Annotated in this window: 27 protein-coding genes; 8 read left to right on the top strand and 19 right to left on the bottom strand. The window is 67.0% G+C overall.

The features are described from left to right. Positions 1-23: 23 nt before the first annotated feature. Genes AC06E7_RS08280 through birA form a run of 3 tightly spaced genes read right to left on the bottom strand, consistent with a single transcriptional unit; the run spans position 24 to position 2,554 of the window. Positions 24-845 carry an SPOR domain-containing protein gene (locus AC06E7_RS08280; protein WP_478064083.1) on the bottom strand — a complete coding sequence of 274 codons (822 nt, stop codon included), beginning with the start codon at positions 843-845 and terminating at the stop codon, positions 24-26. A 9-nt stretch (positions 846-854) separates the two neighbouring features. Then, positions 855-1,592 carry a type III pantothenate kinase gene (locus AC06E7_RS08275; RefSeq protein ID WP_478064081.1) on the bottom strand — a complete coding sequence of 246 codons (738 nt, stop codon included), beginning with the start codon at positions 1,590-1,592 and terminating at the stop codon, positions 855-857. Beyond that, positions 1,589-2,554, bottom strand: a complete 966-nt coding sequence (birA, locus tag AC06E7_RS08270; RefSeq protein WP_217537601.1) for a bifunctional biotin--[acetyl-CoA-carboxylase] ligase/biotin operon repressor BirA — start codon at positions 2,552-2,554, stop codon at positions 1,589-1,591. Before birA ends, AC06E7_RS08275 begins: the two co-directional genes overlap by 4 nt. Positions 2,555-2,688: 134 nt before the next feature. Here birA and AC06E7_RS08265 point away from each other — a divergent pair, with 134 nt between their 5' ends. Both AC06E7_RS08265 and AC06E7_RS08260 read left to right on the top strand, forming a co-directional pair. Continuing rightward, positions 2,689-2,961 (top strand): hypothetical protein, encoded by a 273-nt coding sequence (locus tag AC06E7_RS08265; protein ID WP_068848566.1) that lies wholly within the window; start codon positions 2,689-2,691, stop codon positions 2,959-2,961. Next, on the top strand, positions 2,928-3,725 hold the full coding sequence (locus AC06E7_RS08260) for a M90 family metallopeptidase (RefSeq protein WP_478064078.1): 798 nt from the start codon (positions 2,928-2,930) through the stop codon (positions 3,723-3,725). Before AC06E7_RS08265 ends, AC06E7_RS08260 begins: the two co-directional genes overlap by 34 nt. A 134-nt stretch (positions 3,726-3,859) precedes the next feature. Here the strand turns inward: AC06E7_RS08260 and AC06E7_RS08255 are convergent, their stop codons facing one another. The 4 genes from AC06E7_RS08255 to dusA all read right to left on the bottom strand — a co-directional run bounded on the left by AC06E7_RS08255 (position 3,860) and on the right by dusA (position 7,659). After that, positions 3,860-5,284 carry an ATP-binding protein gene (locus AC06E7_RS08255; RefSeq protein ID WP_068854505.1) on the bottom strand — a complete coding sequence of 475 codons (1,425 nt, stop codon included), beginning with the start codon at positions 5,282-5,284 and terminating at the stop codon, positions 3,860-3,862. 23 nt (positions 5,285-5,307) lie between these two features. After that, positions 5,308-5,991, bottom strand: coding sequence for a response regulator transcription factor (locus AC06E7_RS08250; protein ID WP_004136763.1), 684 nt, complete (start codon positions 5,989-5,991; stop codon positions 5,308-5,310). Between the two features lie 72 nt (positions 5,992-6,063). Further along, the gene (locus AC06E7_RS08245; protein WP_478064076.1) at positions 6,064-6,432 is read right to left on the bottom strand and encodes a hypothetical protein; all 369 of its coding nucleotides are present in this window, start codon (positions 6,430-6,432) and stop codon (positions 6,064-6,066) included. Between the two features lie 213 nt (positions 6,433-6,645). Then, entirely contained in the window at positions 6,646-7,659 is a 1,014-nt protein-coding gene (dusA, locus tag AC06E7_RS08240; RefSeq protein WP_478064074.1) for a tRNA dihydrouridine(20/20a) synthase DusA, read from the bottom strand. A 139-nt stretch (positions 7,660-7,798) separates the two neighbouring features. On the opposite strand from dusA, the gene AC06E7_RS08235 reads away from it, so the two are divergent. Continuing rightward, positions 7,799-8,113: a type II toxin-antitoxin system RelE/ParE family toxin gene (locus tag AC06E7_RS08235; protein WP_068848526.1), complete on the top strand. Its 315-nt coding sequence runs from the start codon at positions 7,799-7,801 to the stop codon at positions 8,111-8,113. Between the two features lie 3 nt (positions 8,114-8,116). Next, entirely contained in the window at positions 8,117-8,413 is a 297-nt protein-coding gene (locus AC06E7_RS08230; protein WP_068848524.1) for a helix-turn-helix domain-containing protein, read from the top strand. Between the two features lie 32 nt (positions 8,414-8,445). On the opposite strand, the gene AC06E7_RS08225 is transcribed toward AC06E7_RS08230, so the two are convergent. Continuing rightward, complete coding sequence (locus tag AC06E7_RS08225) at positions 8,446-8,922, bottom strand: hypothetical protein (protein WP_478064071.1); 477 nt, start codon at positions 8,920-8,922, stop codon at positions 8,446-8,448. A gap of 109 nt (positions 8,923-9,031) precedes the next feature. Here AC06E7_RS08225 and AC06E7_RS08220 point away from each other — a divergent pair, with 109 nt between their 5' ends. Continuing rightward, positions 9,032-9,988: a cation diffusion facilitator family transporter gene (locus AC06E7_RS08220; RefSeq protein WP_478064069.1), complete on the top strand. Its 957-nt coding sequence runs from the start codon at positions 9,032-9,034 to the stop codon at positions 9,986-9,988. Between the two features lie 186 nt (positions 9,989-10,174). Further along, a complete protein-coding gene (locus AC06E7_RS08215) occupies positions 10,175-10,633 on the top strand; it encodes a hypothetical protein (RefSeq protein ID WP_217537597.1) in 459 nt (152 codons plus the stop codon). Here AC06E7_RS08215 and AC06E7_RS08210 read toward each other — a convergent pair. Beyond that, a complete protein-coding gene (locus tag AC06E7_RS08210; RefSeq protein ID WP_478064067.1) occupies positions 10,626-11,456 on the bottom strand; it encodes a cupin domain-containing protein in 831 nt (276 codons plus the stop codon). The two genes, AC06E7_RS08215 and AC06E7_RS08210, sit on opposite strands and share 8 nt — an antisense overlap. A 111-nt stretch (positions 11,457-11,567) precedes the next feature. Between AC06E7_RS08210 and AC06E7_RS08205 the strand changes: the two genes are divergently transcribed. Continuing rightward, a complete protein-coding gene (locus AC06E7_RS08205; protein ID WP_093535056.1) occupies positions 11,568-11,993 on the top strand; it encodes an organic hydroperoxide resistance protein in 426 nt (141 codons plus the stop codon). A 167-nt stretch (positions 11,994-12,160) separates the two neighbouring features. On the opposite strand, the gene mmsB is transcribed toward AC06E7_RS08205, so the two are convergent. From mmsB to AC06E7_RS08180, 5 genes are read right to left on the bottom strand one after another with little or no spacing between them, the layout of a single operon-like run. Then, the gene (gene mmsB / locus AC06E7_RS08200; protein WP_478064064.1) at positions 12,161-13,051 is read right to left on the bottom strand and encodes a 3-hydroxyisobutyrate dehydrogenase; all 891 of its coding nucleotides are present in this window, start codon (positions 13,049-13,051) and stop codon (positions 12,161-12,163) included. Continuing rightward, on the bottom strand, positions 13,048-14,223 hold the full coding sequence (locus AC06E7_RS08195; RefSeq protein WP_478064062.1) for an enoyl-CoA hydratase/isomerase family protein: 1,176 nt from the start codon (positions 14,221-14,223) through the stop codon (positions 13,048-13,050). The genes mmsB and AC06E7_RS08195 overlap by 4 nt, the downstream gene beginning before the upstream one ends. After that, positions 14,220-15,020: an enoyl-CoA hydratase gene (locus AC06E7_RS08190; RefSeq protein ID WP_426804810.1), complete on the bottom strand. Its 801-nt coding sequence runs from the start codon at positions 15,018-15,020 to the stop codon at positions 14,220-14,222. Before AC06E7_RS08190 ends, AC06E7_RS08195 begins: the two co-directional genes overlap by 4 nt. After that, positions 15,017-16,171, bottom strand: coding sequence for an acyl-CoA dehydrogenase family protein (locus AC06E7_RS08185; protein ID WP_436305774.1), 1,155 nt, complete (start codon positions 16,169-16,171; stop codon positions 15,017-15,019). Before AC06E7_RS08185 ends, AC06E7_RS08190 begins: the two co-directional genes overlap by 4 nt. 36 nt (positions 16,172-16,207) lie before the next feature. Continuing rightward, the gene (locus tag AC06E7_RS08180) at positions 16,208-17,713 is read right to left on the bottom strand and encodes a CoA-acylating methylmalonate-semialdehyde dehydrogenase (RefSeq protein ID WP_478064059.1); all 1,506 of its coding nucleotides are present in this window, start codon (positions 17,711-17,713) and stop codon (positions 16,208-16,210) included. Positions 17,714-17,826: 113 nt separating this feature from the next. On the opposite strand from AC06E7_RS08180, the gene AC06E7_RS08175 reads away from it, so the two are divergent. After that, positions 17,827-19,197: a helix-turn-helix domain-containing protein gene (locus AC06E7_RS08175; protein ID WP_478064057.1), complete on the top strand. Its 1,371-nt coding sequence runs from the start codon at positions 17,827-17,829 to the stop codon at positions 19,195-19,197. Positions 19,198-19,298: 101 nt separating this feature from the next. On the opposite strand, the gene AC06E7_RS08170 is transcribed toward AC06E7_RS08175, so the two are convergent. The 5 genes from AC06E7_RS08170 to AC06E7_RS08150 form a co-directional block, all read right to left on the bottom strand. After that, a complete protein-coding gene (locus AC06E7_RS08170; protein WP_478064055.1) occupies positions 19,299-21,182 on the bottom strand; it encodes an RpoH suppressor in 1,884 nt (627 codons plus the stop codon). A gap of 73 nt (positions 21,183-21,255) precedes the next feature. Then, entirely contained in the window at positions 21,256-21,804 is a 549-nt protein-coding gene (locus AC06E7_RS08165; RefSeq protein WP_217537589.1) for a lipocalin family protein, read from the bottom strand. Positions 21,805-21,824: 20 nt separating this feature from the next. Next, on the bottom strand, positions 21,825-22,898 hold the full coding sequence (locus tag AC06E7_RS08160) for an SAM-dependent methyltransferase (protein ID WP_068848499.1): 1,074 nt from the start codon (positions 22,896-22,898) through the stop codon (positions 21,825-21,827). Beyond that, the gene (locus AC06E7_RS08155; RefSeq protein ID WP_478064053.1) at positions 22,895-23,689 is read right to left on the bottom strand and encodes a DUF1295 domain-containing protein; all 795 of its coding nucleotides are present in this window, start codon (positions 23,687-23,689) and stop codon (positions 22,895-22,897) included. Before AC06E7_RS08155 ends, AC06E7_RS08160 begins: the two co-directional genes overlap by 4 nt. Continuing rightward, on the bottom strand, positions 23,686-24,240 hold the full coding sequence (locus AC06E7_RS08150) for a DUF2878 domain-containing protein (RefSeq protein ID WP_447783818.1): 555 nt from the start codon (positions 24,238-24,240) through the stop codon (positions 23,686-23,688). Before AC06E7_RS08150 ends, AC06E7_RS08155 begins: the two co-directional genes overlap by 4 nt.

The raw sequence follows: 24,240 nt of genomic DNA, 5'->3' as shown, positions 1-24,240 counted from the left end.
CATTGCCGGCGCGGAGGGCGATTCTAGCGCAAGCCCGCGCATTCCAGCGAGCGTTGCTGGGCCGCACCACTGCGCTGGCGGGCTGCGCCGGGGCTGGCCTTGTCGGCCAAGGCCGCATCCACCCACCACTGCGCGCTGCCTTCACTGCCGCCGACCAGGCGGGCGCTGAAGCCGGCCGCGCTCAGGGCGGCCAGGCGGCGCTCGGCACCTTCGCGGTTGCGGTACTGCCCCAGGGCGATGGCGTTGGCGTCATCGCCTTGGGCCATGATGTAGTAATCACTGATGCCCGCGGCGGCAATGCGTTTGACCGTGGCCTGGGCCTCTTCGCGGCTGGCGGCCGCCGGCATCATCACCCGGTAGGTGCTGCTGGCGCCGGGTTTGGGGACTTCACGCAGGCGCGAACGCTGAACAAGTTCGCCGGCCTTGCCCTGGGCGGCCATGGCGGTGTCGCGATCGGCGAAGGGGCCAAGGCTGATGCATTGGAGGGGGGCGGGGGGTGTGGGGGCCGGCGGGGTTTCCGTGGGCCGGACAACGGCCGGCGCTACCGCAGCCGTCGTCGGCGCGGGGTTGGGTGCGGCGGGTTCCGGCGTGGCTGGTGCGGTGGGCTTGGGCGGTGCCGGGGTGGTGTCCGTCAGTGCCGTGGTGGCGGCAGCGGGCTGCGCGCTTGCGGCGGCCGGTGCGGGTGCGGCCGCTGCCGGTGCACTGGGGCTGTCGAGCAGCTGCAGCTGGGCTACGCCGGTAGGCGTGTCGGGCGGCGCCGGCGCGGGTTCGCCGCGCAGCATCCACCACAGCGCAACGCCTACGTTGAGGATGGCCAGTACGACGATCAGGGCACGGGTAAGCATGCGGCGATCCTACCGCGACGCCGGTGGCTGGTGCACCGCCCAGCGCGCGAGACCATCGAGCACCAGCGCCGGCTGGAACTGTGCATCGGCGAGCAACGGCATCAGCGCCGGTGCGCCACCGCCATGCACCAGCAACGCCGGCACCCTGCCCAACACGGTGGCGGCCTGCACGCGGCTGCGTTCGATCAACGCGACGGCTGCGCCATCGCAGCCCGACGCGAGGGCGTCGGCGGTGTCGTTGGCGAACTCGCTGTAGTCGCCACCGTGCGCGGGCAGCTGCACCGCGCGTGCATGCAAGGCTTCGCGCATGGTGGTCGGCGAGGCAGCGATGCGGCCGCCGTGATGCTGGCCATCGGCATCAAGCAGGTCGATGGTGAGCGCGGTGCCGACACCGGCCACGACCACGGCTTCGTGTCGTTCGGCGGCGGCGATCAGCGCCAGATAACGGTCCACCCCGAACTTCGACGGATCGGCATAGGCGATGCGCACGCCGGCGCAGCTGGCTTCGGTGGTTGCCACGCGAACGTGGGTAAAGCGAGCGCGCAGCACCTCGAGCATGCTGGTGGTGAGCGCCGCGGCGGCCACGCTGGCCACGTAGGCGGTGTCACCGCTGGGCAGCTGCGCCAGCGCATCGGCCGGCATCGCTTCGGCGCCATGCCGCCAGGCCTGCACATCGCCCGCGCGGATGCCCTGCAGCGGTGCGAACTTGAACCGCGAATTCCCCAGGTCGAACAACCAATCGCTCATTGCGCCCTCACGCTGACTTCCCCGGCATGGAACACCCGTTCGCTGCCGTCGATACGCACCCGCAGCGCGCCATCGTCGGCCAGCCCCAGCGCCTGCCCTTCATGCATCACGCCACCATCGTCCACCCGCACCGTGCGTCCGGCCAGGCTGTCCAACGCGGCATAGCGCGGCAGGAACGGGGCCAGGCCGTCGCGCTCGAAGGCTTCCAAGGCCGGCAGCAGGGCCGCCAGCAGCCAGGCCACCACTGCGTTGCGTTCGATGTCGTTGCCCAGCAGCGCGGCCAGATCGGTCCACGGCTGGGTGATTCCGGTGGCGAACGCGGCCGGCATGCGCACATTGATGCCCAGCCCGATCACCGCGCGCGCCGGGCCGGCGAACTCGCCGCCGCCTTCGACCAGCAGGCCGCCGAGCTTCTGCCCGTCCACCACGATGTCGTTGGGCCACTTCAGGCCCACGTTGGCAACGCCATGCGCGCGCAGCGCTTCGGCCACCGCAACGCCCGCAACCAGGCTCAGCCCGCCCAGCCGCGACAGCCCGCCCGCGAAGCCGCGCAGTACCGACAGGTACACGTGCGCGGCCAGCGGCGAGGCCCAGGCCCGGCCGCGACGGCCACGGCCGCCGGTCTGGCGTTCGGCCAGCAGCACCCGCGCGCCGCGCTCTGGCGCGCTGCACCGCAACAATTCTGTATTCGTGGAACCGACGGTCCAGGCCACCTCGAGGGTGTCCAGCAGCGGCTTCAGCGCAGGGGGGAGCTGGGTCGTAATGGCCTCGGCTTCAAGCAGATCCAGGTGCTGCTGCAGCTGGTAGCCATCGCCGGCGCGGCCATCTATTTCGATGCCTGCCGCTCTAAGCCCTTGAATTCGCTTCCAAATTGCGGCACGGGTCTGGCCCAGCTCGCGGGCCAGCGCGTCGCCGGACAGTCGCCCGGCGCCCAGTTTGGCCAGCAGTTGGCGGTCGTCCACGGCAGCTTCCATCGGTTGATCGGCAAAAGTATGCGGGAAAGCGCCGGACAGCGCCCGCCCGGGGGCTTCCAATTGAGACAGTGAATCGGGCTAGAATCGAAGATTGACCCCCTTCGCCCTTCCGGATGTTGACGATGCGCCCGTTCGCCCATTGCCTGCTCCTGCTGTTGGCCCCGATGGCCGCGCACGCTTCCGATGCGCTGACCAGCTCGGGCCGGGGTGGCTGCGTATATTCGGCAGCTGAAGAGCGCGCGGCCCCGGCGACCACGCCGACCAGCACCGCACCGACCACGGTCAAGCCGAGCGCAACCGCACCAGGCAGCACCGGCGGTGGCGGCGACGACGATGTGTTGCCGCGCCTGCGTGCGCCGAAATGGCACAGCTTCCTGCCGGGCATGTTCCGCTGATCCAGTCGTTGTTGCGCTGGCTGCGCTCGTCACCGCGCCCGATTCCTGATTCCGCCTGGCAACGCACCTGCCAGCGCACCGCGTGGCTGCGCGGCCTGCCGCCCGAACGTGTGCAGCGCCTGCGTGTACTGTCCGCCGCATTCCTGCACGACAAGACCATTACCCCCATTGGCGGGCTGCAGCTGGGTGACGATGACGCGGTGCTGATTGCCGCGCTGTGCTGCCTGCCGCTGCTGGAACTGGGCGAGGTGGGATCGCGCGGCTGGTCGCAGGTGCTGGTGTACCCCGAGGGCTTCATCGTGCCGCAGAGCGAGATGGACGAAGACGGGGTGCTGCACGAGTGGGAAGAGGAAGCGATCGGCCAGGTGTCGCACAACGGCCCGCTGCTGCTGTCCTGGCATGACGTGCAGGCCGAACTGGAGCATCCCCACGAAGGGGCGTGCGTTGTGGTGCATGAGATGGCGCACCGCATCGATGTGCTCGATGGCGTGCTTGATGGCACCCCGCCGCTGCCGCGTGCGTGGCAGCAGCAGTGGGCCGCCGATTTCCAGCAGGCATTCGATGCGCTGTGCGCGCAGGTGGATGCCGGGGTGGAGACGGTGATTGATCCGTATGCGGCCGAAGCGCCGGATGAGTTCTTTGCGGTGGCGACCGAGTATCACTTCTCGGCGCCGGATGTGCTGGAAGCGGAGATGCCGGTTGTGGCCGGGCATTTGAGGCGGTTTTATGGGGCGCCGCCTTCGGTTGGGCGTCGTACCGACTAACAGTCGGTACCTACCTGGGAAGGCGTACCGACTAACAGTCGGTACCTACCTGGAAGGCGTACCGACCAACGGTCGGTACCTACCGGAAACGGCCATGCGGGTAGGTACCGACCGTTGGTCGGTACGCTCTGGACTTACGGCCCGGGCGGCAACTTCACTTCAAACCGCGCGCCACCCAGTTCCGGCGAACGCTTGACCTGCAGTTCGCCGCGGTAGTCCTTGATCAGGTCCTGCACGATCGACAGGCCGATGCCGTGGCCCTGCACGCGTTCGTCGCCGCGCACGCCACGCTGCAGCACCTTGGCGATGTCGTCCGGGGCGATGCCCGGGCCATCGTCGTCCACCGACAGCACCAGACCGGCGCGACGCATGCCCGGCGCGCTGAACGGCTTGGCGGTGAGCAGCACGCGGCGGTTGGCCCACTTGAAGGCGTTCTCCAGCAGGTTGCCCAGCAGCTCCTGCAGGTCGCCCGGCTCGCCATGGAAGCGCGCGCCGTCGTCGATGTCGAATTCGCACAGCACGCCCTTGGAGGCGTACACCTTCTCCAGCCCGCGCACGATTTCCTCGGCGTTGGACTCGATCGGCAACGGCGCCGAGAACAGCTTGTGGCCCGACGATGCCGCACGCGCCAGCTGGTAGGACACCAGGTTGTTCATGCGGCGCAGCTGCACATCGAATTCCTGGCGCAGGTCCTGGTCGGCCGCGCCACTGTCGAGCTGCGTGCGCAGCACCGCCAACGGCGTTTTCAGGCTGTGCGCCAGATCGGCCAGGGTGTTGCGCTGGCGCTCGAGATTCTCGCGCTCGCTTTCGATGAAGGCGTTGATGCTGTCGGTGAGCGGTTCCAGCTCACGCGGGTGGCGTTCGCTCATGCGCTCGGTTTCGCCGCGCTGCACTTTGGTCAGCTCGGTGATCACCCGCCGCATCGGGCGCAGGCTCCATTGCAGGATGACGGTCTGCAACAGCAGCAGGATCAGCCCCGCGCCGCCCATCCAGAACCACACCCGGCCGCGGAACACGCGCAGCTGCGCACCGAGCGCGCGCGAGTCTTCCATCACGTAGATGGTGTACGGGAACTCGGTGGCGGGGTCAGCGTCGGCATCCCACACCAGGCCCAGGCCATAGCGGTACACCGAGCCCTGGCTGCCGTCGATCTGGATCATCGGCAGCGGGCCTTCGAAGACTTCCTGGCGCGGGGCCAGCAGCTTGCCGCCCACGGTGGGCAGCATCGGGCCTTCGGCGGACATGGAGTTGCCCTTGCCGTCGGGCATGACGACCTGCAGGTACAGGCCGCTACCAGGCACGTCGAAACGCGGATCCGGCGGTTGCTCGCGGATGTACAGCGAGCGGTCGCGGGTGAAGTCGATGCCGGCCGCGTAGGCGGTGGCATAGTTTTTCAGGCGCTCGCGCAGGTTGGCGCGCGCCGTATCGGCGAACGCGGCATCCAGCGCGTAGCCTGCAATCGCCAGGAAGGCGAGCAGGCTCACACTGGCGGCCAGCAGCTGCCGTGCCTGCAGGGAGCGCGGCCGCCAGCGTTTAAAGAACCACAGACGGCCTGACATCATCCCATCGCCGGACTAACGGCTCAGCCCTCGTTGCGCGGAATCGCGAAGCGGTAGCCGCGGCCACGCACGGTTTCGATCGGCTTGAGTTCGCCGTCCGGATCCAGCTTCTTGCGCAGGCGGCCGATGAACACTTCCAGCACGTTCGAGTCGCGGTCGAAATCCTGCTGATAGATGTGTTCGGTGAGGTCGGCCTTGGAGACCAGTTCACCGGCATGCATCATCAGGTATTCCAGCACCTTGTACTCGTAGCTGGTGAGGTCCACGTTGCTGCCGGCAACGCTGACGGTCTGCGCGGCAAGATCCAGCGCAACCGGACCGCACTCGAGCGTCGGCTTGCTCCAGCCCGCCGCACGGCGCAGCAGCGCGTTGACGCGTGCCAGCAGCTCTTCGACGTGGAACGGCTTGACGAGGTAATCGTCGGCGCCCTGCTTGAGCCCTTCGACCTTGTCCTGCCAGCTAGAGCGGGCGGTAAGGATCAGCACGGGGAACTTCTTGCCCTCGTCGCGCAGCGCCTTGATCAGTTCCATGCCCGACATCTTGGGCAGACCCAGATCGATGATGCCGACGTCGAACGGCACTTCGCGGCCCATGTACAGACCTTCCTCACCGTCCTGTGCGGCATCGACGGCAAAGCCTTCGCGCTTGAGCCGGGCTGCAAGGGTTTCCCGCAGCGGGGCTTCGTCTTCGACCAGAAGGATACGCATGAACTCTCCCTAGTGTCCTGGGTGTGGCCTGGGGCCAGTGGCTAACAGATGACTGCGGACAACTATCCCCGTTCAGGGGTTATCGCCGCGTAGTGATGACATATCCGAACGCGGCGTGCGGGGCTGTGAACGCGGCTGGGCCGGATCGTCCATGTAGCGGACGCGCCCCCTGTCATCCATGTATTTCACCCGGTTGATGTCCCGGCCATCGAAGGGCACCCGTTCGGCGCCGAGGATGTGTCCACCGGTGGTCCGCTGGACCCGGCGCACGGCGTCGGACAGGGAGCGTTCCGGCGGGGCACCACGCGAGGCCCGCACCATCTCGGCCCGGGCCGGATCCGGCTGGGGGGCCTGGGCGCCGGCACTGCCAATGGCAGCAACGGCACCGCTCGCCAGCAGGGCGACAACGGCAAGACGGCGGTGGCGGGTTACGGATGACATCAGGTCTGATCCTAGCGGAGCGCGTCAAAACGTTCAAAAGTTGTGAATCGGCAGCCGCCAGCCTGGGCCGGCACTTTACGAATCTTTTGCAAATTCTTGGTTTTACGCAGTGAATCCGGTCTGAACTTTTCTGACCGCCGCATCGCTTTGTTCATCTAGGTGAACATTGACGGCTACTTGTCGCCCGATGTCAAGCGCGGTCTGAGACGCGGTTCACGCTGCGACGCGTTCTGCCTGGTCGCGGGTGATGGTCAGGGCCTGCTCGATCAGACTCCAATCGGCACCGGGGCGGTGCGCGCCCTCGCTCAGCACCTGGCGGAAGGCGCGGCCACCGGGCTGCCCGTGGAACAGGCCCAGCAGGTGGCGGGTGATGTGCTTCAGCGCCAGCCCACCGGCCAGCTGGGCCTCGATATAGGGGCGCATGGCGCGCAGCAGCGCCTCGCGCGGCTGCAGTGCAGCACCGGTCTGCGCAGCCTCCAGCTGATGCAGCACGTAGGGGTCGTGGTAGGCCGCGCGGCCCAGCATCACGCCGTCCAGCGCGGGCAGCTGGGCCTGGGCAGCCTCCACCGTGGCCAGGCCGCCGTTGAGCACGATCTGCAGCTGCGGGCGGTCGGCCTTGAGCCGGTGCGCCCAGTCATAGCGCAGCGGCGGCACTTCGCGGTTTTCCTTCGGCGACAGACCCTTCAGCCACGCGTTGCGGGCGTGCACGATGAACATCGCGCTGCCGGCGTTGGCCGATTGATCGACGAAGTTCAGGAAGCTTTCGTAGTCGTTGTCGTCATCCACGCCCAACCGGCACTTCACCGTGACCGGGATTTTCACCGCGCCGACCATGGCCGCCACGCACTCCGCCACCAAGGTGGGCTCGCGCATCAGGCAGGCGCCGAAGCGGCCGGCTTGGACCCGATCAGAGGGGCAGCCGCAGTTGAGGTTGACCTCGTCGTAGCCCCAGTCCTGGGCAATCTGCGCGGCCTGAGCGAGCAGGGCCGGATCGCTGCCGCCGAGCTGCGCGGCCAGCGGCTGTTCGCTGCCATCGAAGCCGAGCAGGCGCTCCCGGTCGCCGTGGATCACGGCGTTGGCGTGCACCATTTCCGTGTACAGCCGCGCACCCGGGGCCAGCAGCCGGTGGAACACGCGGCAATGACGGTCCGTCCAGTCCATCATGGGGGCGACGGACAGGCGCACGGAAGCGGCGTAGCGGTCTGCAGGGGTGGCAGGCTGGGTCATGGGTATCGGATCAGGCTGGGAAGTGCTGGGTTTACCAGCGCGATCAATAGTTTACACCGATCGACTGAACGCCACGGCCGACATCCAAAAGCTGAACGTACGTCAATGACGTATGTGCGCCATTGGCGTACCGTGCGTTATGCTCTTCATTGAAACGCCCACCTTTACCCGCGCGATCAAAGGACTGATGCCTGACGACGACTACGCCAGGTTCCAGCTTGAGTTGGCCGCGTCGCCGCTGGTGGGAGATGTAATTGAGGGAACCGGTGGGCTGCGCAAGGTTCGCTTGGGAATCCCAGGACGTGGGAAGCGTGGCGGTGCGAGGGTCATCTACTACTACATCGCCCCTTCGTCCCGGATCATCCTGCTTCTGGTGTACCCAAAGAATGTTCAGGACGCGCTGACCGCAGAACAGAAGATCGCACTCCGATCCATCATTGAGAACTGGAAGTGAGCCATGGACAACACCCTTTTTGCCGAACTGATGGGAAGCGTGGCTGAGGCCGATGAGATCCTGAAGGGTAATCAGGTACCGTCGCGTGAGCTCCATGTCAGCCCCGTGCAAGTTCGCGAGATTCGCCGAGCGACGGGGCTGTCGCAGCAGAAATTCGCGCGCATCATCCACGTGGACGTTGGCACGCTGCGAAACTGGGAACAGGGGCGGCGGGACCCCACGGGTCCGGCACGTGCCCTGCTCCACGTCATCATGAAGAATCCCAAGGAGACGCTTCGGGTGCTGGCGGAGGCGGGTTGATTCCTCGCCCGGTGGCCGGTCATTCTCTTGAATCAGGGGTTTTGCCAATCGCCCGCACGCCGGGTGCCCAATGCGACAAGCTCAATCTGGATGTGCTCGCGGACTCCTCCCCACCCGTAGACGGCCTCAACGCTACGCGGTGCGCTGGTCGGGTCATGGGCTGTCACCTCCATTACCCGGTCAAGCATCAGCTTGCCGTTGTGCGAAGAACCTCTCCATAGCTCCAGCCGTACTTTCAACGGAAGCAGCTCGGTGGACTGGTCCGCTTTCATGACGTTTACCCCGAGCGTATAGCCATCCCTCTCACTTGAGCCGATCGATACTTCGGCACGGCCAGCGGTTGGCATCCCCAGGATGGGGGCCATCACTTCCCTTCCGTTTATCGATACCTTGAACGACATGGCCTGGACGTTTTCAGGCATCTCCGATGCCGCTTGAACCGAAACCGGGATCGCGGTGACGGCCACCCACGAAGCAGCTACGAAGATTCCCCTGAAGAATGGAAGCATTGAAGTTCACCTTGGATTGCGTGACCAAAGAAGGGCAATCTACTGCCCAAGTCGCCCTTGGCTCTCCAATGGCCGTCACGGATCCCGCTAGGATTTCCCCGAACTCACCATGAGCCTTTTTCACCCTTCCAGCTTCGACAGCACCACCGAACAAGGGGTCCTGCGCCTGTCAATCGCAGCCTCGTTCGGCGTTGCGGCAATCGCCGTCGCGTTTGGCTTGTTCGCCAACTCCTCGCTGATCATCTTTGACGGCATCTATGGCCTGATCGATGTGGTGATGACCTGGATGTCGCTGCTGGTGGTGCGGTTGATCAGCATGTCCACCAACGTGGATGCATTGCAGTCCCGCTTGAACCAGCGCTTCACCATGGGCTTCTGGCACCTGGAACCCATCGTACTCGGTGTCAGCGGCACGCTGATGATTGGCGCGGCCTTGTATGCAGCGGTCAATGCGGTGGACGCATTGATGTCCGGTGGGCGCGAGATCGCGCTGGGGCCTGCAATCGTGTTCGCGGTGATTTCCATCATCATCGAAAGCGGCCTGGCGCTGTTCGTGCGCCGCGCCAACCGCTCGATCGGCTCGGAGTTCATTGCGCTCGACGCGAAGAACTGGGTCGTGGCCGCGAGCATGTCGGCCGCCTACCTGGTCGCCTTCGTCGGCGGATGGCTGCTGCGCGGCACGGAGTGGGCGTGGCTGGTGCCCTACATTGATCCGGCCATCCTGCTGGTGGTGTGCCTGTTCGTCGTGGTCGCGCCACTTGGCACCGTGCGGCAGGCGCTGTCGGACATCCTGCTGATCACCCCGGTTGAGCTGCAGGCGCATGTAGATGAGGTTGCACGTGAAATTGTCGCCAAGTACCGCTTCATCGAACATCGCAGCTACGTGGCCAAGGTGGGCCGTGGCGATCAGATCGAACTGTTCTTCGTGGTGCCGGCGAACGACCCGCCGCGCCCACTGGTCGAATGGGACCAGCTGCGCGACGAGATTGGTGAAGCGTTGGGCGAGGAATCGACCGACCGATGGCTGACGATCATGTTTACTACTGATCGCGAATGGACGATCTGACGAGTCTGCTTGTGACGCGTGTAACGGAACATTCATCACGATAGGTTTCATTGAATCAAAGCGCACTGCCGATCTAAACGTTGCATTGGGCTTGAAAGACGCAGTGAATTACGGTTCTCGCAGCCCGCCTGACGGCGGCGCGCGCAGCGGGTGTTCCGTTGCGCGTAGACGAAAGGACCTTGATCAATGAAGAATGGAATTCCAACCCTTGCTGCGGCGGCCCTGGCGGTTTTCATCGCCGGCACGCCTGCCTCTTCAGCGCATGCGGACACCCGGTCGCCGACCATTGTTGTCGTCAACCAGTCGTGGGAAGCACATGAAGCGGAAGGCCTCAGGGTGCTTGACTGGGTTGCCGCGCATTCTCCCGACCGAAGCCCAATCGGACGCAACGGACGGGTAACTGTTGAGCAGGTCAAGAAGTTTACTCGTACACGTCGGTCGAGCTCGGAAACCTCCGCGCCTCCCGGCGGCTTGCCGGAGAAGGGTTCACAGGGCGAAGAGTACAACGTGGAAAACACCCTTCCAGACGGAACCACGCAGACGTGGAGTTATCGCTGGACTGAACCATCGACGGGCCACGGCGGACGTTGGGAAATGGTTGGCTACTCCTACCGCAAGGGCGATGATCCCCTCAACGTCAGGTAGTGTGCACGCCCTGCTTCCACTGCCGCGGCGATTGCCCGGTCTGCGACTTGAACGCGCGCGACAGCGCCGCTTCACTGCCGTAGCCCACATCAATCGCGATCCGCTTTAGCGGTTGGCCCTTTCGCAGCGCCTGTTGCACCAGGCGCGTGCGCCAGCCCTGCAGGTAGTGGCCGGGGGTGCTGCCGATGGTGTCGCGGAAGCTGTCGGCAAACGCGCTGCGCGACATGCCGGCGCGCTGGGCGAGCGATTCGAGGGTCCATTCCTGCGCGGGTTCTTCGTGCATGGCCACCAGGGCGTGGCGCAGGCGCGGGTGTGCCATGCCGGCGAGCAGGCCGACGCGCAGCTGGCCGCTTTCCATCAGCGCGCGCAGGATCTGGATCATCACCACTTCGAACAACCGGTCGAGCAGGGCCTGGCGGCCGCAGCGCTGGGCGAAGGCTTCTTCGAACAGCACCGAGAGGATCGGCTGGCCACCGTACAGTTCGGCGAGCGGCAGGCAGATCACCGGTGGCAGCGCGGCGGAGACGGGGTTATTGCCGCCGCCTTCGAACTGGAGGTGGGCGCAGGCGAAGTCGGCGCCGGTGTCCGGGTCGGTGACGAAGCGGTGGGCGAGCGGGCGTGGATATACCAGCACGCTGGGCTCGGCGATCTCGATGACGCTGCCGTCGGCATGCTCGACCCGGACCTGGCCATCGCGGATCAGGTGCAGCTGGCCGCGCTCGCCGTCGGCGGCCAGGTCGTTGATGCCGCACAACGCGCCGGCATGGAAGACTTCGGCATTGACCGCAAAGCGGCCGAGCAGGGATTGCAGTCGGTCGACCATCTCGGACTCCAGATCAAGTTTTCTTGACCTTATGTTGCCACACGTCCGCCTTGGAGGCGCACAGTACACCTCACCAACCGGTCCACCCCATTCACAGCCAGGAGCATTCCCATGTCGATTGAAAAGGTTCTCTACACCGCACACGCCACCGCCACGGGCGGCCGCGAAGGCCACGCCACCTCGTCGGATAACGTGCTGGACGTGCAGCTGTCCACCCCGCGCGAGCTGGGCGGCGCCGGCGGCCCGGGCACCAACCCGGAGCAGCTGTTTGCTGCCGGCTATTCGGCCTGCTTCCTGGGTGCGCTGAAGTACGTCGCCGGGCAGGCCAAGGTCGCGCTGCCGGCCGAGACCAGCATCACCGGCAACGTTGGCATCGGCCAGATTCCTACCGGCTTCGGTATCGAAGTGGAACTGCAGATCAGCGTGCCGGGCCTGCCGCGTGAGCAGGTGGAAGAGCTGGTGCAGAAGGCGCACATCGTGTGCCCGTATTCGAATGCGACGCGCGGCAATATTGATGTGACGCTGACCATCGTTTGATGGGAGTGTGTGCCGACCAACGGTCGGCACCTACCGCGGTCAACACGTCGGTGGGTCATGGCCGTTGGTCGTGACGAAAAAAATGGGCGGATGCCGGTCGCGTTGACCGTGCATCCGCCCATCCCACCGCGGTGGATCCCGTTTCCGGGATGCATTCGTTGTTCCCGTTATTTTTCCGGGATTACCAGCTGTACGACGCTGGAGAAGTCCAGCTTGCCGCGGCCTGCCTGGTGGTTCATCGAGTACAGGTTGCGGGCCAGTTCGCCCAGCGGGATCGAGGCGCCTACGCTCATCGCCGCTTCCACGGCCAGGCCCATGTCCTTGAGCATCAAATCGCTGCCGAAGCCGCCGCTGTAGCCGCGCGAAGCCGGCGCATTTTCCAGCACGCCCGGCCACGGGTTGCAGACTTCGGTGGCCCAGCTGCGGCCGGTGCTGACCGCCATCATCTGCGACAACACCTTCGGGTCCAGGCCATGGGCCACGCCCAGCGCGATCGATTCGCCGGTCACGGCCATGATCACGCCCAGCGCCATGTTGTTGCACAGCTTGGCCACCTGGCCGGCGCCGCTGGCACCCACGTGGAAGATGTTCTTGCCCATCGCCTGCAGCAGCGGGCGCGCGCGTTCGAGCGCATCGCTTTCGCCGCCGACGATGAAGGTGAGGGTGCCGGCCTGGGCACCGGCGGTGCCGCCGGAGACCGGGGCATCGAGCATCTGCAGGCCGCGTGCGGCCGCCGCTTCGGACACCTTGCGCGCGGTGGCGGGCGCGATCGTGCTGCAGTCGATCACCAGCGCGCCGCCGGGGATGTCGGCCAGCAGGCCGTCCTCGCCCAGGTACACGCCTTCGACGTGGCGGCTGGCGGGCAGCATCGAGATGACCACTTCGGCATCGGTCAGCGTGTCCAGCGCGGAGCTGGCGGCGGTGGCACCGGCGTCGACGGCGGCCTGCACGGCGGCCGGCACCAGGTCGAACACGCGCACGGCGTGGCCGGCCTTGGCCAGGTTGGCGGCCATCGGGCCGCCCATGTTGCCCAACCCGATGAATGCAATACGGCTCATGCGTAGCTCCTTTCAGGAACAGTGGCACCCAGGTCGGCCAGCGGGTGCGTGGCGGCTGTCCAGGGCGAAGCGAAGAAGGTGTCGGCCCAGCCCACCGTGGCCTCAGCCAGCGTCTGCGGCTGCCAGTGCGGGGTGCGGTCCTTGTCGATCAGCAGCGCGCGGATGCCTTCGGCGAAATCGCCGTGGGCAGCGCAGTGCAGCGCGGCGATGTACTCCAGGCGATAGACGTCGGCCAGCGACGCACCGGCGGTGCGCTTCTGCAGTTCCCAGGCCAGGCGCGCCGAACCAGGGGCACCGGCGGCGAGCGTGGCCTGCGCGGTCTGCAGCCACGGGTCTTCGGTCTGCAACGCAGCAATGGCGTTCACCACCGCAGGTACATCGCTACCCTCGCACAGCGTGTCGATCAACGCGGCGTTGCGGAGCAGCGGACCGGTGGCGGCATCGCTGGCGTGCTGCTGCAACAGGGTGCTGAGCTGTTCGTGGTTGCGCTTGGCGTCCGCACTCCAGTGCACGTCGGCCAGCGCGTTGAATACATCGGCGCGCTGGGCCTCGGCGATATGGATATCGGCCATGCCGGCATAGATGGCGTCGCCGGCATTGAGCGGCGCGCCGGTCAGGGCCAGGAACAGGCCGGCCTTGCCCGGTACGCGCGGCAGCAGCCAGCTGCCACCCACGTCCGGGAACAGGCCCACGGTGATTTCCGGGAACGCCAGCTTGGAGCGCTCGCTCACCACGCGGTGGCTGGCACCGGACATCAGCCCGATACCGCCGCCCATGACGATGCCATGGCCCCAGCACAGGATCGGCTTGGCGTAGGTATGGATGGCGTAGTCGACGCGGTACTCCACGTCGAAGAACTCGGAGGCGTAGTGGTTGTCGCGCACATCGTCCGCGCCGGCGTCGCGGTAGGCGCGCATGCTCTGGTACAGGCTGTGCAGGTCGCCACCGGCGCAGAACGCCTTCTCGCCCGCGCCCTGCAGCACCACCAGGGCGATGCCGTCATCGGCGGCCCAGGCGCCCAGGCGCTCGTGCAGCAGGTGCGCCATTGGCAGCGAGAAGCCATTAAGAGTGCGCGGGGCGTTGAGCGTGGCAATGCCGATGCGGGTGCCGTTGGCGGCGGTGCGCTCTTCGAACAGCACCGGCGCCTCCACGCTGGCCTCGGGCGTGGTCATGCGTTCTTCCACTGCGGTGCGCGCTTTTCCAGGAAGGCGTTGACGCCCTCGCCCTGGTCGGCGCGGTCGAACAGGTCGACGAAGGCCTCGCGCTCGGCGACCAGGGCCGAGGCGTGGCTGATGCCACTGCGGGTGGCCTGGACCAGCGTCTTGCAGGCCGCCACGCTGGACGGGCTTTGCTTGCCGGCCTTGTTCGCCCACTCGATGGCAAGCGCCTTGGCTTCGCCCTTGCCCACTTTTTCTTCTGCCAGGCCAATCCGCACGGCGGTATCGGCGTCGATGCGTTCGCCCAGCAGGATCATCCGCTTGGCCCAGCCCTCGCCGACCAGGCGGGGCAGGTTCTGGGTGCCGCCGGCGCACGGCAACAGGCCGACAGTGGCCTCCGGCAGCGCAACCTGGGCGTGTTCTTCGATGATGCGCAGGTCGCAGGCAAGCGCGCATTCCAACCCGCCGCCCATGGCGTAACCGTTGATGGCGGCAATCGAAACGCCACGGAAACCGGACAGTGCTTCAAACGCTTCACCGAAACGGCGCGCAGCCTCACGGGCCAGCGCCTTGTCGCCGGAGGCAAACTGCTTGAGATCGGCGCCGGCCGAGAAGAACTTCTCGCCGCCACCGGTGATCACCAGTGCGTAGATGCTGGTGTCAGCGTTGAGCGCACCGACCAGATCGCGCAGCGCCGACAGGCTGTGCACGGTCCACGTGTGCGCCGGAGGGTTGTCCAGGGTCACCACGGCGGTGTGGCCGTCGGCCTCGACCTTCAGGCCCACGTGTTCCTGCTTGCGCCAATCCATCATCGCAGTTCCTCATCGGTGTTGAGCAAGTGGCGGGCCACGATCACACGCATGATCTCGTTGGTGCCCTCCAGGATCTGATGAACGCGGCTGTCGCGCAGCAGGCGTTCGATCGGGTATTCACGAATATAGCCGTAGCCACCGTGGATCTGCAGCGCGTCATTGCAGACCTGGAAACCGGCGTCGGTGGCGAAGCGCTTGGCCATCGCGCACCACACGTTGGCATCGCTGGCACCGGCGTCGAGCTTGCGCGCGGCGGTGTGCACCATCTGCCGCGCGGCCACCAGCTGGGTGACCATGTCGGCCAGCTTGAACTGCAGCGCCTGGAAATCGGCCAGCGGCTTGCCGAACTGGCGGCGCTCGCCCATGTAGCGGCGCGCGGCGTCCAGTGCGCCCTGCGCGGCGCCCAGCGAGCAGGCGGCGATGTTGATGCGGCCGCCGTCCAGGCCCTTCATGGCCAGCTTGAAGCCACTGCCCTCTTCGCCCAGCAGGTTGCCCACCGGCACGCGCACGTTTTCGAAGGTGATGCCACGGGTGGGCTGGCTGTTCCAGCCCATCTTCTCTTCCTTGCGGCCGTAGCTGATGCCGGCCAGGTCGGCCGGCACGGCCAGCGCGCTGATACCACTGGCACCGGGACCGCCGGTACGCGCCATCACCACCAGCAGCTCGGTGGCACCGGCGCCGGAGATGAACGCCTTGGCGCCATTGAGCACGTAATGGTCGCCATCACGCACGGCACTGGTCTTCAGCGAGGCCGCGTCCGACCCGGCACCCGGTTCGGTCAGGCAGTACGAGGCCAGCTTGCTGCCCGAAGACAGCGCCTGGCCCCACTCGGCGCGCAGCGCTTCCTGGCCCCAGCTGCTGACCATCCACGAGGCCATGTTGTGGATGCTGATATAGGCCGCCGTGGACGGATCCACATTGGCGAGCTCCTCGATGACGACGGCGGCGTCCAGACGGCTCAGGCCGCTTCCACCGACTTCAGGATCCATGTACAAGCCACAGAACCCGAGTTCCCCTGCCTTGGCGATCGCCTCGCGCGGAAAGATGCCCTCCGCATCCCATCGCGCGGCGTGCGGCGCCAGTTCGGCCTGGGCGAAATCACGCGCGGCTTCTCTATAGGCCTGCTGCGCTTCTTCGAGTTCCGTCGTCATCGAGTTGCTCATGAACACTCCGTGCCTTGCAGGCGTTTACTTCAGGCTGATGGTGGTGTTGACGCCGTGACCCAGGGTCTCGTCGTCGAACCAGCGCGCGGTGATGGTCTTGGTCTGGGTGTAGAACATCACCACCTGCTTGCCATACGGGCCCAGGTCGCCGAGCTTGGAGGCACGCGAACCGGTGAACGAGAACAGCGGCACCGGCACCGGGATCGGCACGTTGATGCCCACCTGGCCGACGTCGATTTCTTCCTGGAAGCGACGGGCCGCCGCGCCGGACTGGGTGAACAGCGCGGTGCCGTTGCCGTTGGGGTTGCTGTTGATCAGCTCGATGGCGTCATCCAGCGTTTCGGCTTCGAGGATGACCAGCACCGGCCCGAAGATTTCTTCGTCGTACACGCGCATGCCCGGCTTGACGCCGTCGAAGATGGTCGGGCCCACGAAGTTGCCCTTCTCAAAACCGTCCACCTGCGGGTTGCGGCCGTCGAGCACCAGCTTGGCGCCCTGCTCCACGCCCGAGGCGATCAGCGCTTCGACGCGCTCGCGGGCGGCGCAGGAAATCACCGGGCCCACATCCGTACCGGCCACGCTGCCGGCGCTGACCTTGAGGGCCTTGGCCTTGGCCACCAGGTCCGGCACCCACTCGCGCGCTTCACCGACCAGCACCAGGGTGGAGGCGGCCATGCAGCGCTGCCCGGCCGCGCCGAAGGCGGCACCGACCATGGCGTTGAGGCTCTGTTCCTTGTTGGCGTCCGGCAGCACCACGGCGTGGTTCTTGGCGCCCATCATGCACTGCACGCGCTTGCCGGCCAGCGAGGCGCGGTTGTACACGTGGGTGCCGACGCGGGTGGAGCCCACGAAGGACACGGCCTTGATGTCCGGGTGGTCGCAGATCGCGTTGACCACTTCTTCGCCGCCGTGCACGACGTTGAGCACGCCCTTGGGGATGCCCGCTTCCAGCGCCAGTTCGACCAGGCGCATGGTCACCATCGGGTCCTGTTCGGACGGCTTGAGGATGAAGGTGTTGCCGGTGGCAATGGCCATCGGGAACATCCACAACGGAATCATCGCCGGGAAGTTGAACGGGGTGATGCCGGCGCACACGCCCAGCGGCTGCAGCAGCGTGTAGGTGTCCACGCCATTGGCCACGTTGTTGGCCAGCTCGCCCAGCTGCAGGTTGCCGATGGCAGCAGCGTGCTCGACCACTTCCAGGCCGCGGAACACATCGCCTTCGGCGTCCGGCACGGTCTTGCCCTGCTCGGCGCTGAGGATGTGGGCCAGTTCGCTCATGTGCTCGCGGATCAGCTGCTGGTACTTCAGGAAGATGCGCGCGCGGGTGCCGATCGGGGTCTTGCGCCAGGTCTTGAAGGCTTCCTTGGCCGAGGCCACGGCGGCGTCCACTTCGCTCACGGTGGCGAACGGCACCTGGGCCAGGACGTCCTGGGTGGCCGGGTTGACCACGTTCTGCCAGTGCGAGCTGGCCGATTCGACGAACTGGCCATCGATCAACATGCGGATACGGGGCGCTGCAACAGTCATGGCAATACCGGCGGGGTGCGAAAGGTGATTGGCATTATTCACAAGCCAACACTCGATTTCCGGGCTGTCTGCGCTTAATCTGGCCAATGCCCGCTACGATTTCTGTTAATTCTGTGAATAGCCCCCTCCCCCATCGCCAGATCGGCCTGCGCCTGCTCAAGCTGCGCGAGCAGCGCGGCTACAGCCAGGCCGACCTCGCACGGGCGCTGGGGCTGTCGGCCAGCTACCTGAACCAGATCGAGCGCAACAAGCGCCCCCTGACCCCGGCCGTGCAGGGCAAGCTGCGCGAGGTGTTGGGCGACGTTACCGACCTGTTCGACGTGGATGAGCCCGGCGCGCTGCAGGAAGCACTGGGCGAGACCCTGCGCGACCTGGGCCTGGATGAGGTCAGCGGCACCGAGCTCCGCGCCATGGCCGGCAACCTGCCGCAGATCAGCCGGGCCCTGCTCGACCTGCACCGCCGCCACCTGCTGCTGCGCGAACACGCCGCCGCGCTGGAGTTCCAGCTGGGCGACCCGCAGGCCGGGCATTCGCTGCCGGCCGGCGACCAGGTGCGGGATTTCTTCAACCGCATGCACAACCACATTCCCGAACTGGACGACCTGGCCGAGCAGCTGTTCGGCGAGTGGGGGCTGGTGGCCGGGCACGTGGCGCCGCGCCTGCGCCAGCTGCTGGCCGACCGCCACGGCGTGCTGGTGGAAGTGGGGCCGCTGCAGGCCGGGCGCGAGAAGCGCGTGTACGACGGCGGCAGCCGCACGCTGTGGCTGCCCGATTACCTGGAACCGGGCCAGCAGGCGTTCCAGATGGCCGCCGAGCTGGCGTTGCTTGGCTATGCGGCGCAGATCGATGCGGTGATCGCGCGCGCGGGCTTCCGCGAACCAGAGCAGATCGCTCAGGCGCGGATCGGCATGTCCAACTACTTCGCCGGCGCGCTGGTGATGCCGTACGCGCAGTTCCTGCGTGCGGCCGAACACAGCGCCTACGACATCGATGCGCTGGCGCATCGCTTCGGGGTGGGATTTGAAGCTGTGTGCCACCGGTTGAGCACGCTGGCCCGGCGCAGTGCGCCCGGGCTGCCGTTCTTCTTCATCCGGGTGGACCGCGCCGGCAACGTCTCCAAGCGGCACTCGGCCACCGATTTCCACTTCTCGCAGGTGGGCGGCTCGTGCCCGCTGTGGATCGTGTACGAGGCCTTCAACCAGCCCGGGCGGGTGCTGACCCAGACCGCACGCATGCCCGACGGGCGCCGCCACTTCTGGCTGGCACGGCAGGTCAGCAGTGGCCCGATTGGTCATGGCCAGCCGCGCAAGACGTTTGCGGTGGCGCTGGGTTGCGATCTGCAGCACGCCGAACGCTTGATCTACTCGCGCGGGCTGGATATCCAGAGCCCGGGCAATTCAGTGTCCATCGGCCCGGGTTGCCGGGTCTGCCCGCGCGAGGACTGCATGCAGCGCGCGTTCGCGCAGCTGCCGGGGCGCGCGTGACCGGGTCCCGGTAGCGCCGGCCGTTGGCCGGCCCTCGGGATGCCGCAACGTTCATGAGGGCCGGCCAACGGCCGGCGCTACCGCTATTGACCGCATTGCGGTCAATAGCTGGACGTCACCTTCATCTGCGGCAACGGGCGCGGGGCGCCGTCGGTGAGGTCCGGGCCGAGGTCTTCCCAGGTCTGGCCCTGTTCGACCATCAAGCGCCACAGCTGCTGCGATTCGCGGCGCTTCTCTTCCGAACTGAACCGGTAGGAGGGCGGCGGTGGCGCGCCCTGCGCCACCGATTCGTAGGCGTCCTGCCAGGCGCTCACGCGCTGCGCGGGGTCATCGGTACGCGCCACCTCCACCGTGTAGCGCTGATACGCCGACGCCAGGTTCCGCCAGCGGATCCAATAATGATTGGCGAACGAGAAATCACAGAAGCGCTCGCCCGCCACACTGCCCTTGGCGGCAATGCGGCTGAGCACGGCCTGCGGCATGTCCAGGTTCATGCCGCCTTCGTCGCCCTGCAGGGTGACGTGCACGATGCGGTCGCGGTAGCCCGGCGCGCGTGCCTGCAGCACATCGCGCCAGTTCTGCATGGTGGAAACGATGGAGAACAGGAAGCCGGACATCTCCGCCGCCGCCAGCGGCCGCGCGATGGACTGGTAGCTGCGTTGCCAGCCATGCCGGTTTTCGGTGGGCAGGAACACCGCGGCGTTGATCGCGTCGGGCGAGTCTGGCGCGGCGCGCAGCGGTTCGGCGGTGTGCGGGTACACCAGGTTGATGCCGAAGGTGGGCCAGCGCGGCAACGCGGCGTCGAAAAGGTGGATGGGGAAGTTGCTGCTGATGCCGCCATCGGAGAACCAGCACACCCGGAACGCGGTGATCGCCGGGCCGCTGCCGTGGCCGCCACTGGTCAAGCCTTCGGTGCTGTCGGCCACGTTGCGATCGCCGTGCGTGGGGGCGGCATCGGCCATCGGTTCGCAGCGGCGCTCGCGGCGGGCCGGCTCATGTAGCGGCACCGCGCTGATCAGCAGAGGAAAACTCAGGCTCATGCGCGTGGCCACCAGTACCGGCAGCTGCTCGCCTTCGGGCAGGCGGTAGTAGTCCACGCCGTCTACGTGATGCGGCGCGCCCGCGCGGGCGAGCAGCCACGCTACCACGCTGGCCGGGAACAGCTGTTCGAACTGGTCGCGCCGGAACCAGAACTGCGAGGCGCTGAACGGCAGCGTGCGCGGCTCGGTGTGCGATACACAGGTGGTGATCATCTGCAGGCTGACCGCGTGCGCGCCCTCCGGCTCGCCGCTGTAACGCGGGGCGTCATGCAGGTCGGCGAAGGTCAGCGGCTGGTCCAGCGGCTTGCCGGCCAGGGCCTGCAGCTGGGTGTGCAGCCAGTCGGTCAGCGCAGGTTTGTCGGCACCGCTCTGGGTGGCGCCCGAGCACAGCCCCAGCAGGTTGCGCCGCGCTACCCGCGCCACCCGCAGCGCGGACGCCAGTACCCCCGCCCCATATGCGCACAGCAGCGACGGCAGCAGCGTGGCCCACATGCCCTCCACTCCTGCGGCCAGCCAGCCGATGCCCAGCAGCCCGACCAGCGCGGCCAGCAGTTCCAGCGGGGCGATGGCGAACACCGCCGCCAGCAGGCACAGGATCTTGCGCGGCAGGCTCGCCTTGCCGGTGAGCATCACCAGCAGCCGGTAAGCGGTACGCGCACCGTAAGCCGGCTGGAACAGGCTGTAGATGAAGCCGCGCCGCGACAACTGGGTGGACACATCGGCCAGCCCGGCAAAGCCGGCCTGCGGGCCCATCGGTTCACCGGCCCGGCAGCGCCGGTCGCCCAGCGCCGCGGCAGCGGCCACGGCGGCGGCGATCGCCCCGGCCGAGGTGCCGCCGATGTTCTTGAAGCGGTATTCGCGGGCCAGCGACAGCACCGCATTGGGGTACACGATGCCGCTGGTGATGCCGCCCTTCATGACCAGATCGCAGTACTTGTCCGCCATGTCACCGCCCTCTGTACGCCTTGGGTTCCAGTATCACCCAAGGCCTTCTCAGGGCCTGAGAACCGCGCCCCAGTTATGGCTTCGGGCGGTTGGTCGCGGCTGACTGGGGTACGCGGCGCACCTGCGACAGGTCATAGCCCAGCGCGGCAATCCGGGTCATGGCCGCCTGGTAGTCCTGCTCGGAGATCTGCGGGGTGCGCGCCATCAGCCACATGTAGTCGCGCTTGCTGCGGCCGACGATGGTCTGCTGGTAGTCATCGTCAAGGTACACGATCACGTACTCGGCCTTGATCGGCCACACGAACTGCATGCCCCACTCGGCACCGTTGGTGCCTTCCTTGACCGTGCCGATCGGATGCATGGTCTTCACCGGCGCATCGAAGCTGCCCTTGCGGTAGGTGAAGGTGGTCTGGATGCGGCCGTCCGGGCGAAGCGCGTAGGACTCCACCGCATCGAACGCTTCGCGCTCGGGCCGGCTGGGAATGTGGGCAATCACATACCAGTCGCCCATGAAGCGCGGCACGTCCACGTGGGCCACCGGCGGAATGGGACGGGTATTGCCACCGCAGCCGCCCAGCAACATGCCGGCGGCGAGGAGGGGAAGCAGTGGGCGTAGCTTCATGGCGTTTTCCTCATGAGGGGTCAGGCGCGGTCGAACAGGTAGTGGGCCACCATCCACTGCTGGCCCTTCTGGTAGCCGAACAGCTCGGCGCAGGCCATCCAGAACATGCGCCAGCGCTGGAACCACAGTGCGGCGGCGGCCTCGCCGTAGCCTTGGCGCAGCACCGCCATCACGGCGTCGCGGTTCTGGTCCTGGCGCTCCAGCCAGTGGTTGGCGGTGCGTTCGTAGTGGGTGCCATCCAGCAGCCAGCGCTGCTGCAGCTGCATGTACTGGGGGAAGTGCAGCAGGGTGTCGGCGGCCGGCATCAGCCCCCCGGTGAAGAAGTGCCGCCCCATCCAGTTGTCATCGCCTTCGGTCTCGAACGGGTACATCAGCGTGCGGTGCACGAAGATGTGCACGAACAGCTTGCCGTTCGGGCGCAGCCACTGGTGGATGCGCTGCAGCAGCCGGGCGTAGTTGCGCACGTGTTCGAACATCTCCACCGACACGCAGCGGTCGAAGCTGCCCGGTTCCAGGATCAACTCGTTCACATCGCGGGTCAGCACCGTCACGTTGGTGAGACCACGTATGCGGCACTGGCCCAGGATGTACTCGCGCTGGCTGTTGGAATTGGATACGGCGGTGATGCGCGAGGCGGGATAGCGCTCGGCCATCCACAACGTCAGCGAGCCCCAGCCGCAGCCCAGCTCCAGGATGTCCTGGCCATCGGCCAGCTCGGCGCGCTCGCCGTACAGGGCCAGCATCGCTTCTTCGGCCTGATCAAGCGTTTCCGTGCCGGTGGGGTAGTAGCAGCTGCTGTACTTGAGCCGTGCACCCAGGCAATCCTGGAAGAACGCGGCGGGCACTTCGTAGTGCTGCCGGTTGGCCGCATCCACGTGCAGCGCCAGCGGGCTGCGCGACAGCGACACGATGCGCGCGGAAAAGCGCTGCGCCTGCTCTTCCACGGTACCTGCGCTTTCCTCGCGCAGGCGCGCCTCGCACTGGCGGCGGATGCCCAGCCGCAGCAGCGCATCGGGCAGCAGGCCGCGTTCGGCCAGGCCGGTCAGGCCGGGCGCGTAGTCGGGCAGCGGCAGCGATTCTCGGGCGACATTCACGGTGAAGACTCCTTGCGGGGCGAAGCAGTGCGGGAGGGGAACCACGGAAACAGCATCGGCGTGCTGCGCTGGTAATCGCGGTAGTCCTCACCCCGGGTGCGCAGCGCCTGCGCCTCGGTGAACGGAATGCCGCTCACCCAGCGCAGGAACACGTACATCACCACGGGTCCGGACCAGGCCAACCACCACAGCGGCGAGTGCACGGCCAGCAGCACGTAGGTGAACCAGTGCAGCCATTCGAAGAAATAGTTGGGGTGGCGCGAGTAGCGCCACAGGCCGCTGCGGCAGGTCTTGCCCTTGTTGGCCGGATCGGCGCGGAAGCGCGCCAGCTGGCGGTCGGCCAGCGATTCGCCGCCCACGCTGAGCAGCCACATCGTGATGGCGGCGATGATCCAGCCCAACGGCAGCGCCGCGCTCTGCGACACCGCCACGAACGGCAGTGCGAACAGCACGATCAGCAACGCCTGGAACTGGAAGAAGCCGAAGATCTTGCCCTGGTGGCCGTTCCAGTGCCGGCGCAGGTGCTGGTAGCGGCCATCCTCGTCTTCGCTGCGCACGCGCTTCCACAGGTGCAGGGCCAGCCGCGACCCCCACAGCCCGCCCAGCACCGCCAGCGCGATGCGCGGCGCGGTTGCGCCATCGCCCAGCCACGCCAGCAGCAGTGCCGAGGCGCCCACGCCCTTGGCCCACAGCACATCGACCACGCCGATGTTCTGGTGGCGGCGCTGCCACCACCAGCCCCAGCACATGATCAGTGCGGCATACAGCCAGACCCATCCAAGATTCATCATGCATGCGCTCCATTGGTGTTCGTAGCCACTGGCGCCGTCCCGCGCTGCCAGTGGCGCGCGCAGAGGGCCAGCAGCGGCAGTGCGATGGCCCAGCCCAGGGCAAGAACGGCCACGCCCTGCCAGGACGGCGACGGGAACGCCACCGCCGACCAGCCGCGCGCGGCGGAGAGATACGCCAGCGGCGCGATCACGCCGAGCAGCGCGGCCAGCCAGAGCCGCCGCTGCAGCACCTTCAGGGAAACCGTAAGGGTCATCGCGAATGCGGCCCACAGGGCGAGGATCCACACCGGCGCCAGCCACGCATTGGGCCAGGCAGCGGCGTACACCACCTGCCCGCTTGCACCCGCGAGACCATCCACGACCAGCCCGCACAACACGGCCACCCCAAGCAGCCTGACATCGACGCTGGGCTGCGCGGACATGGCGAGCTGGCTGGCCACATAGGCAGCCGCGGCCAGCAGCGCCGGCCAGCGCAGCCCCTGCCCGGCGCCGACCACCGCGCACAGCCAGACCAGCTGGTTGCCGATGACATTGGCCCAGAAGTGGCGCAT

The organism is Stenotrophomonas sp. Steno-Z4 (genome assembly GCF_056393145.1).
This window is presented reverse-complemented; position numbering and strand designations above follow the sequence as displayed.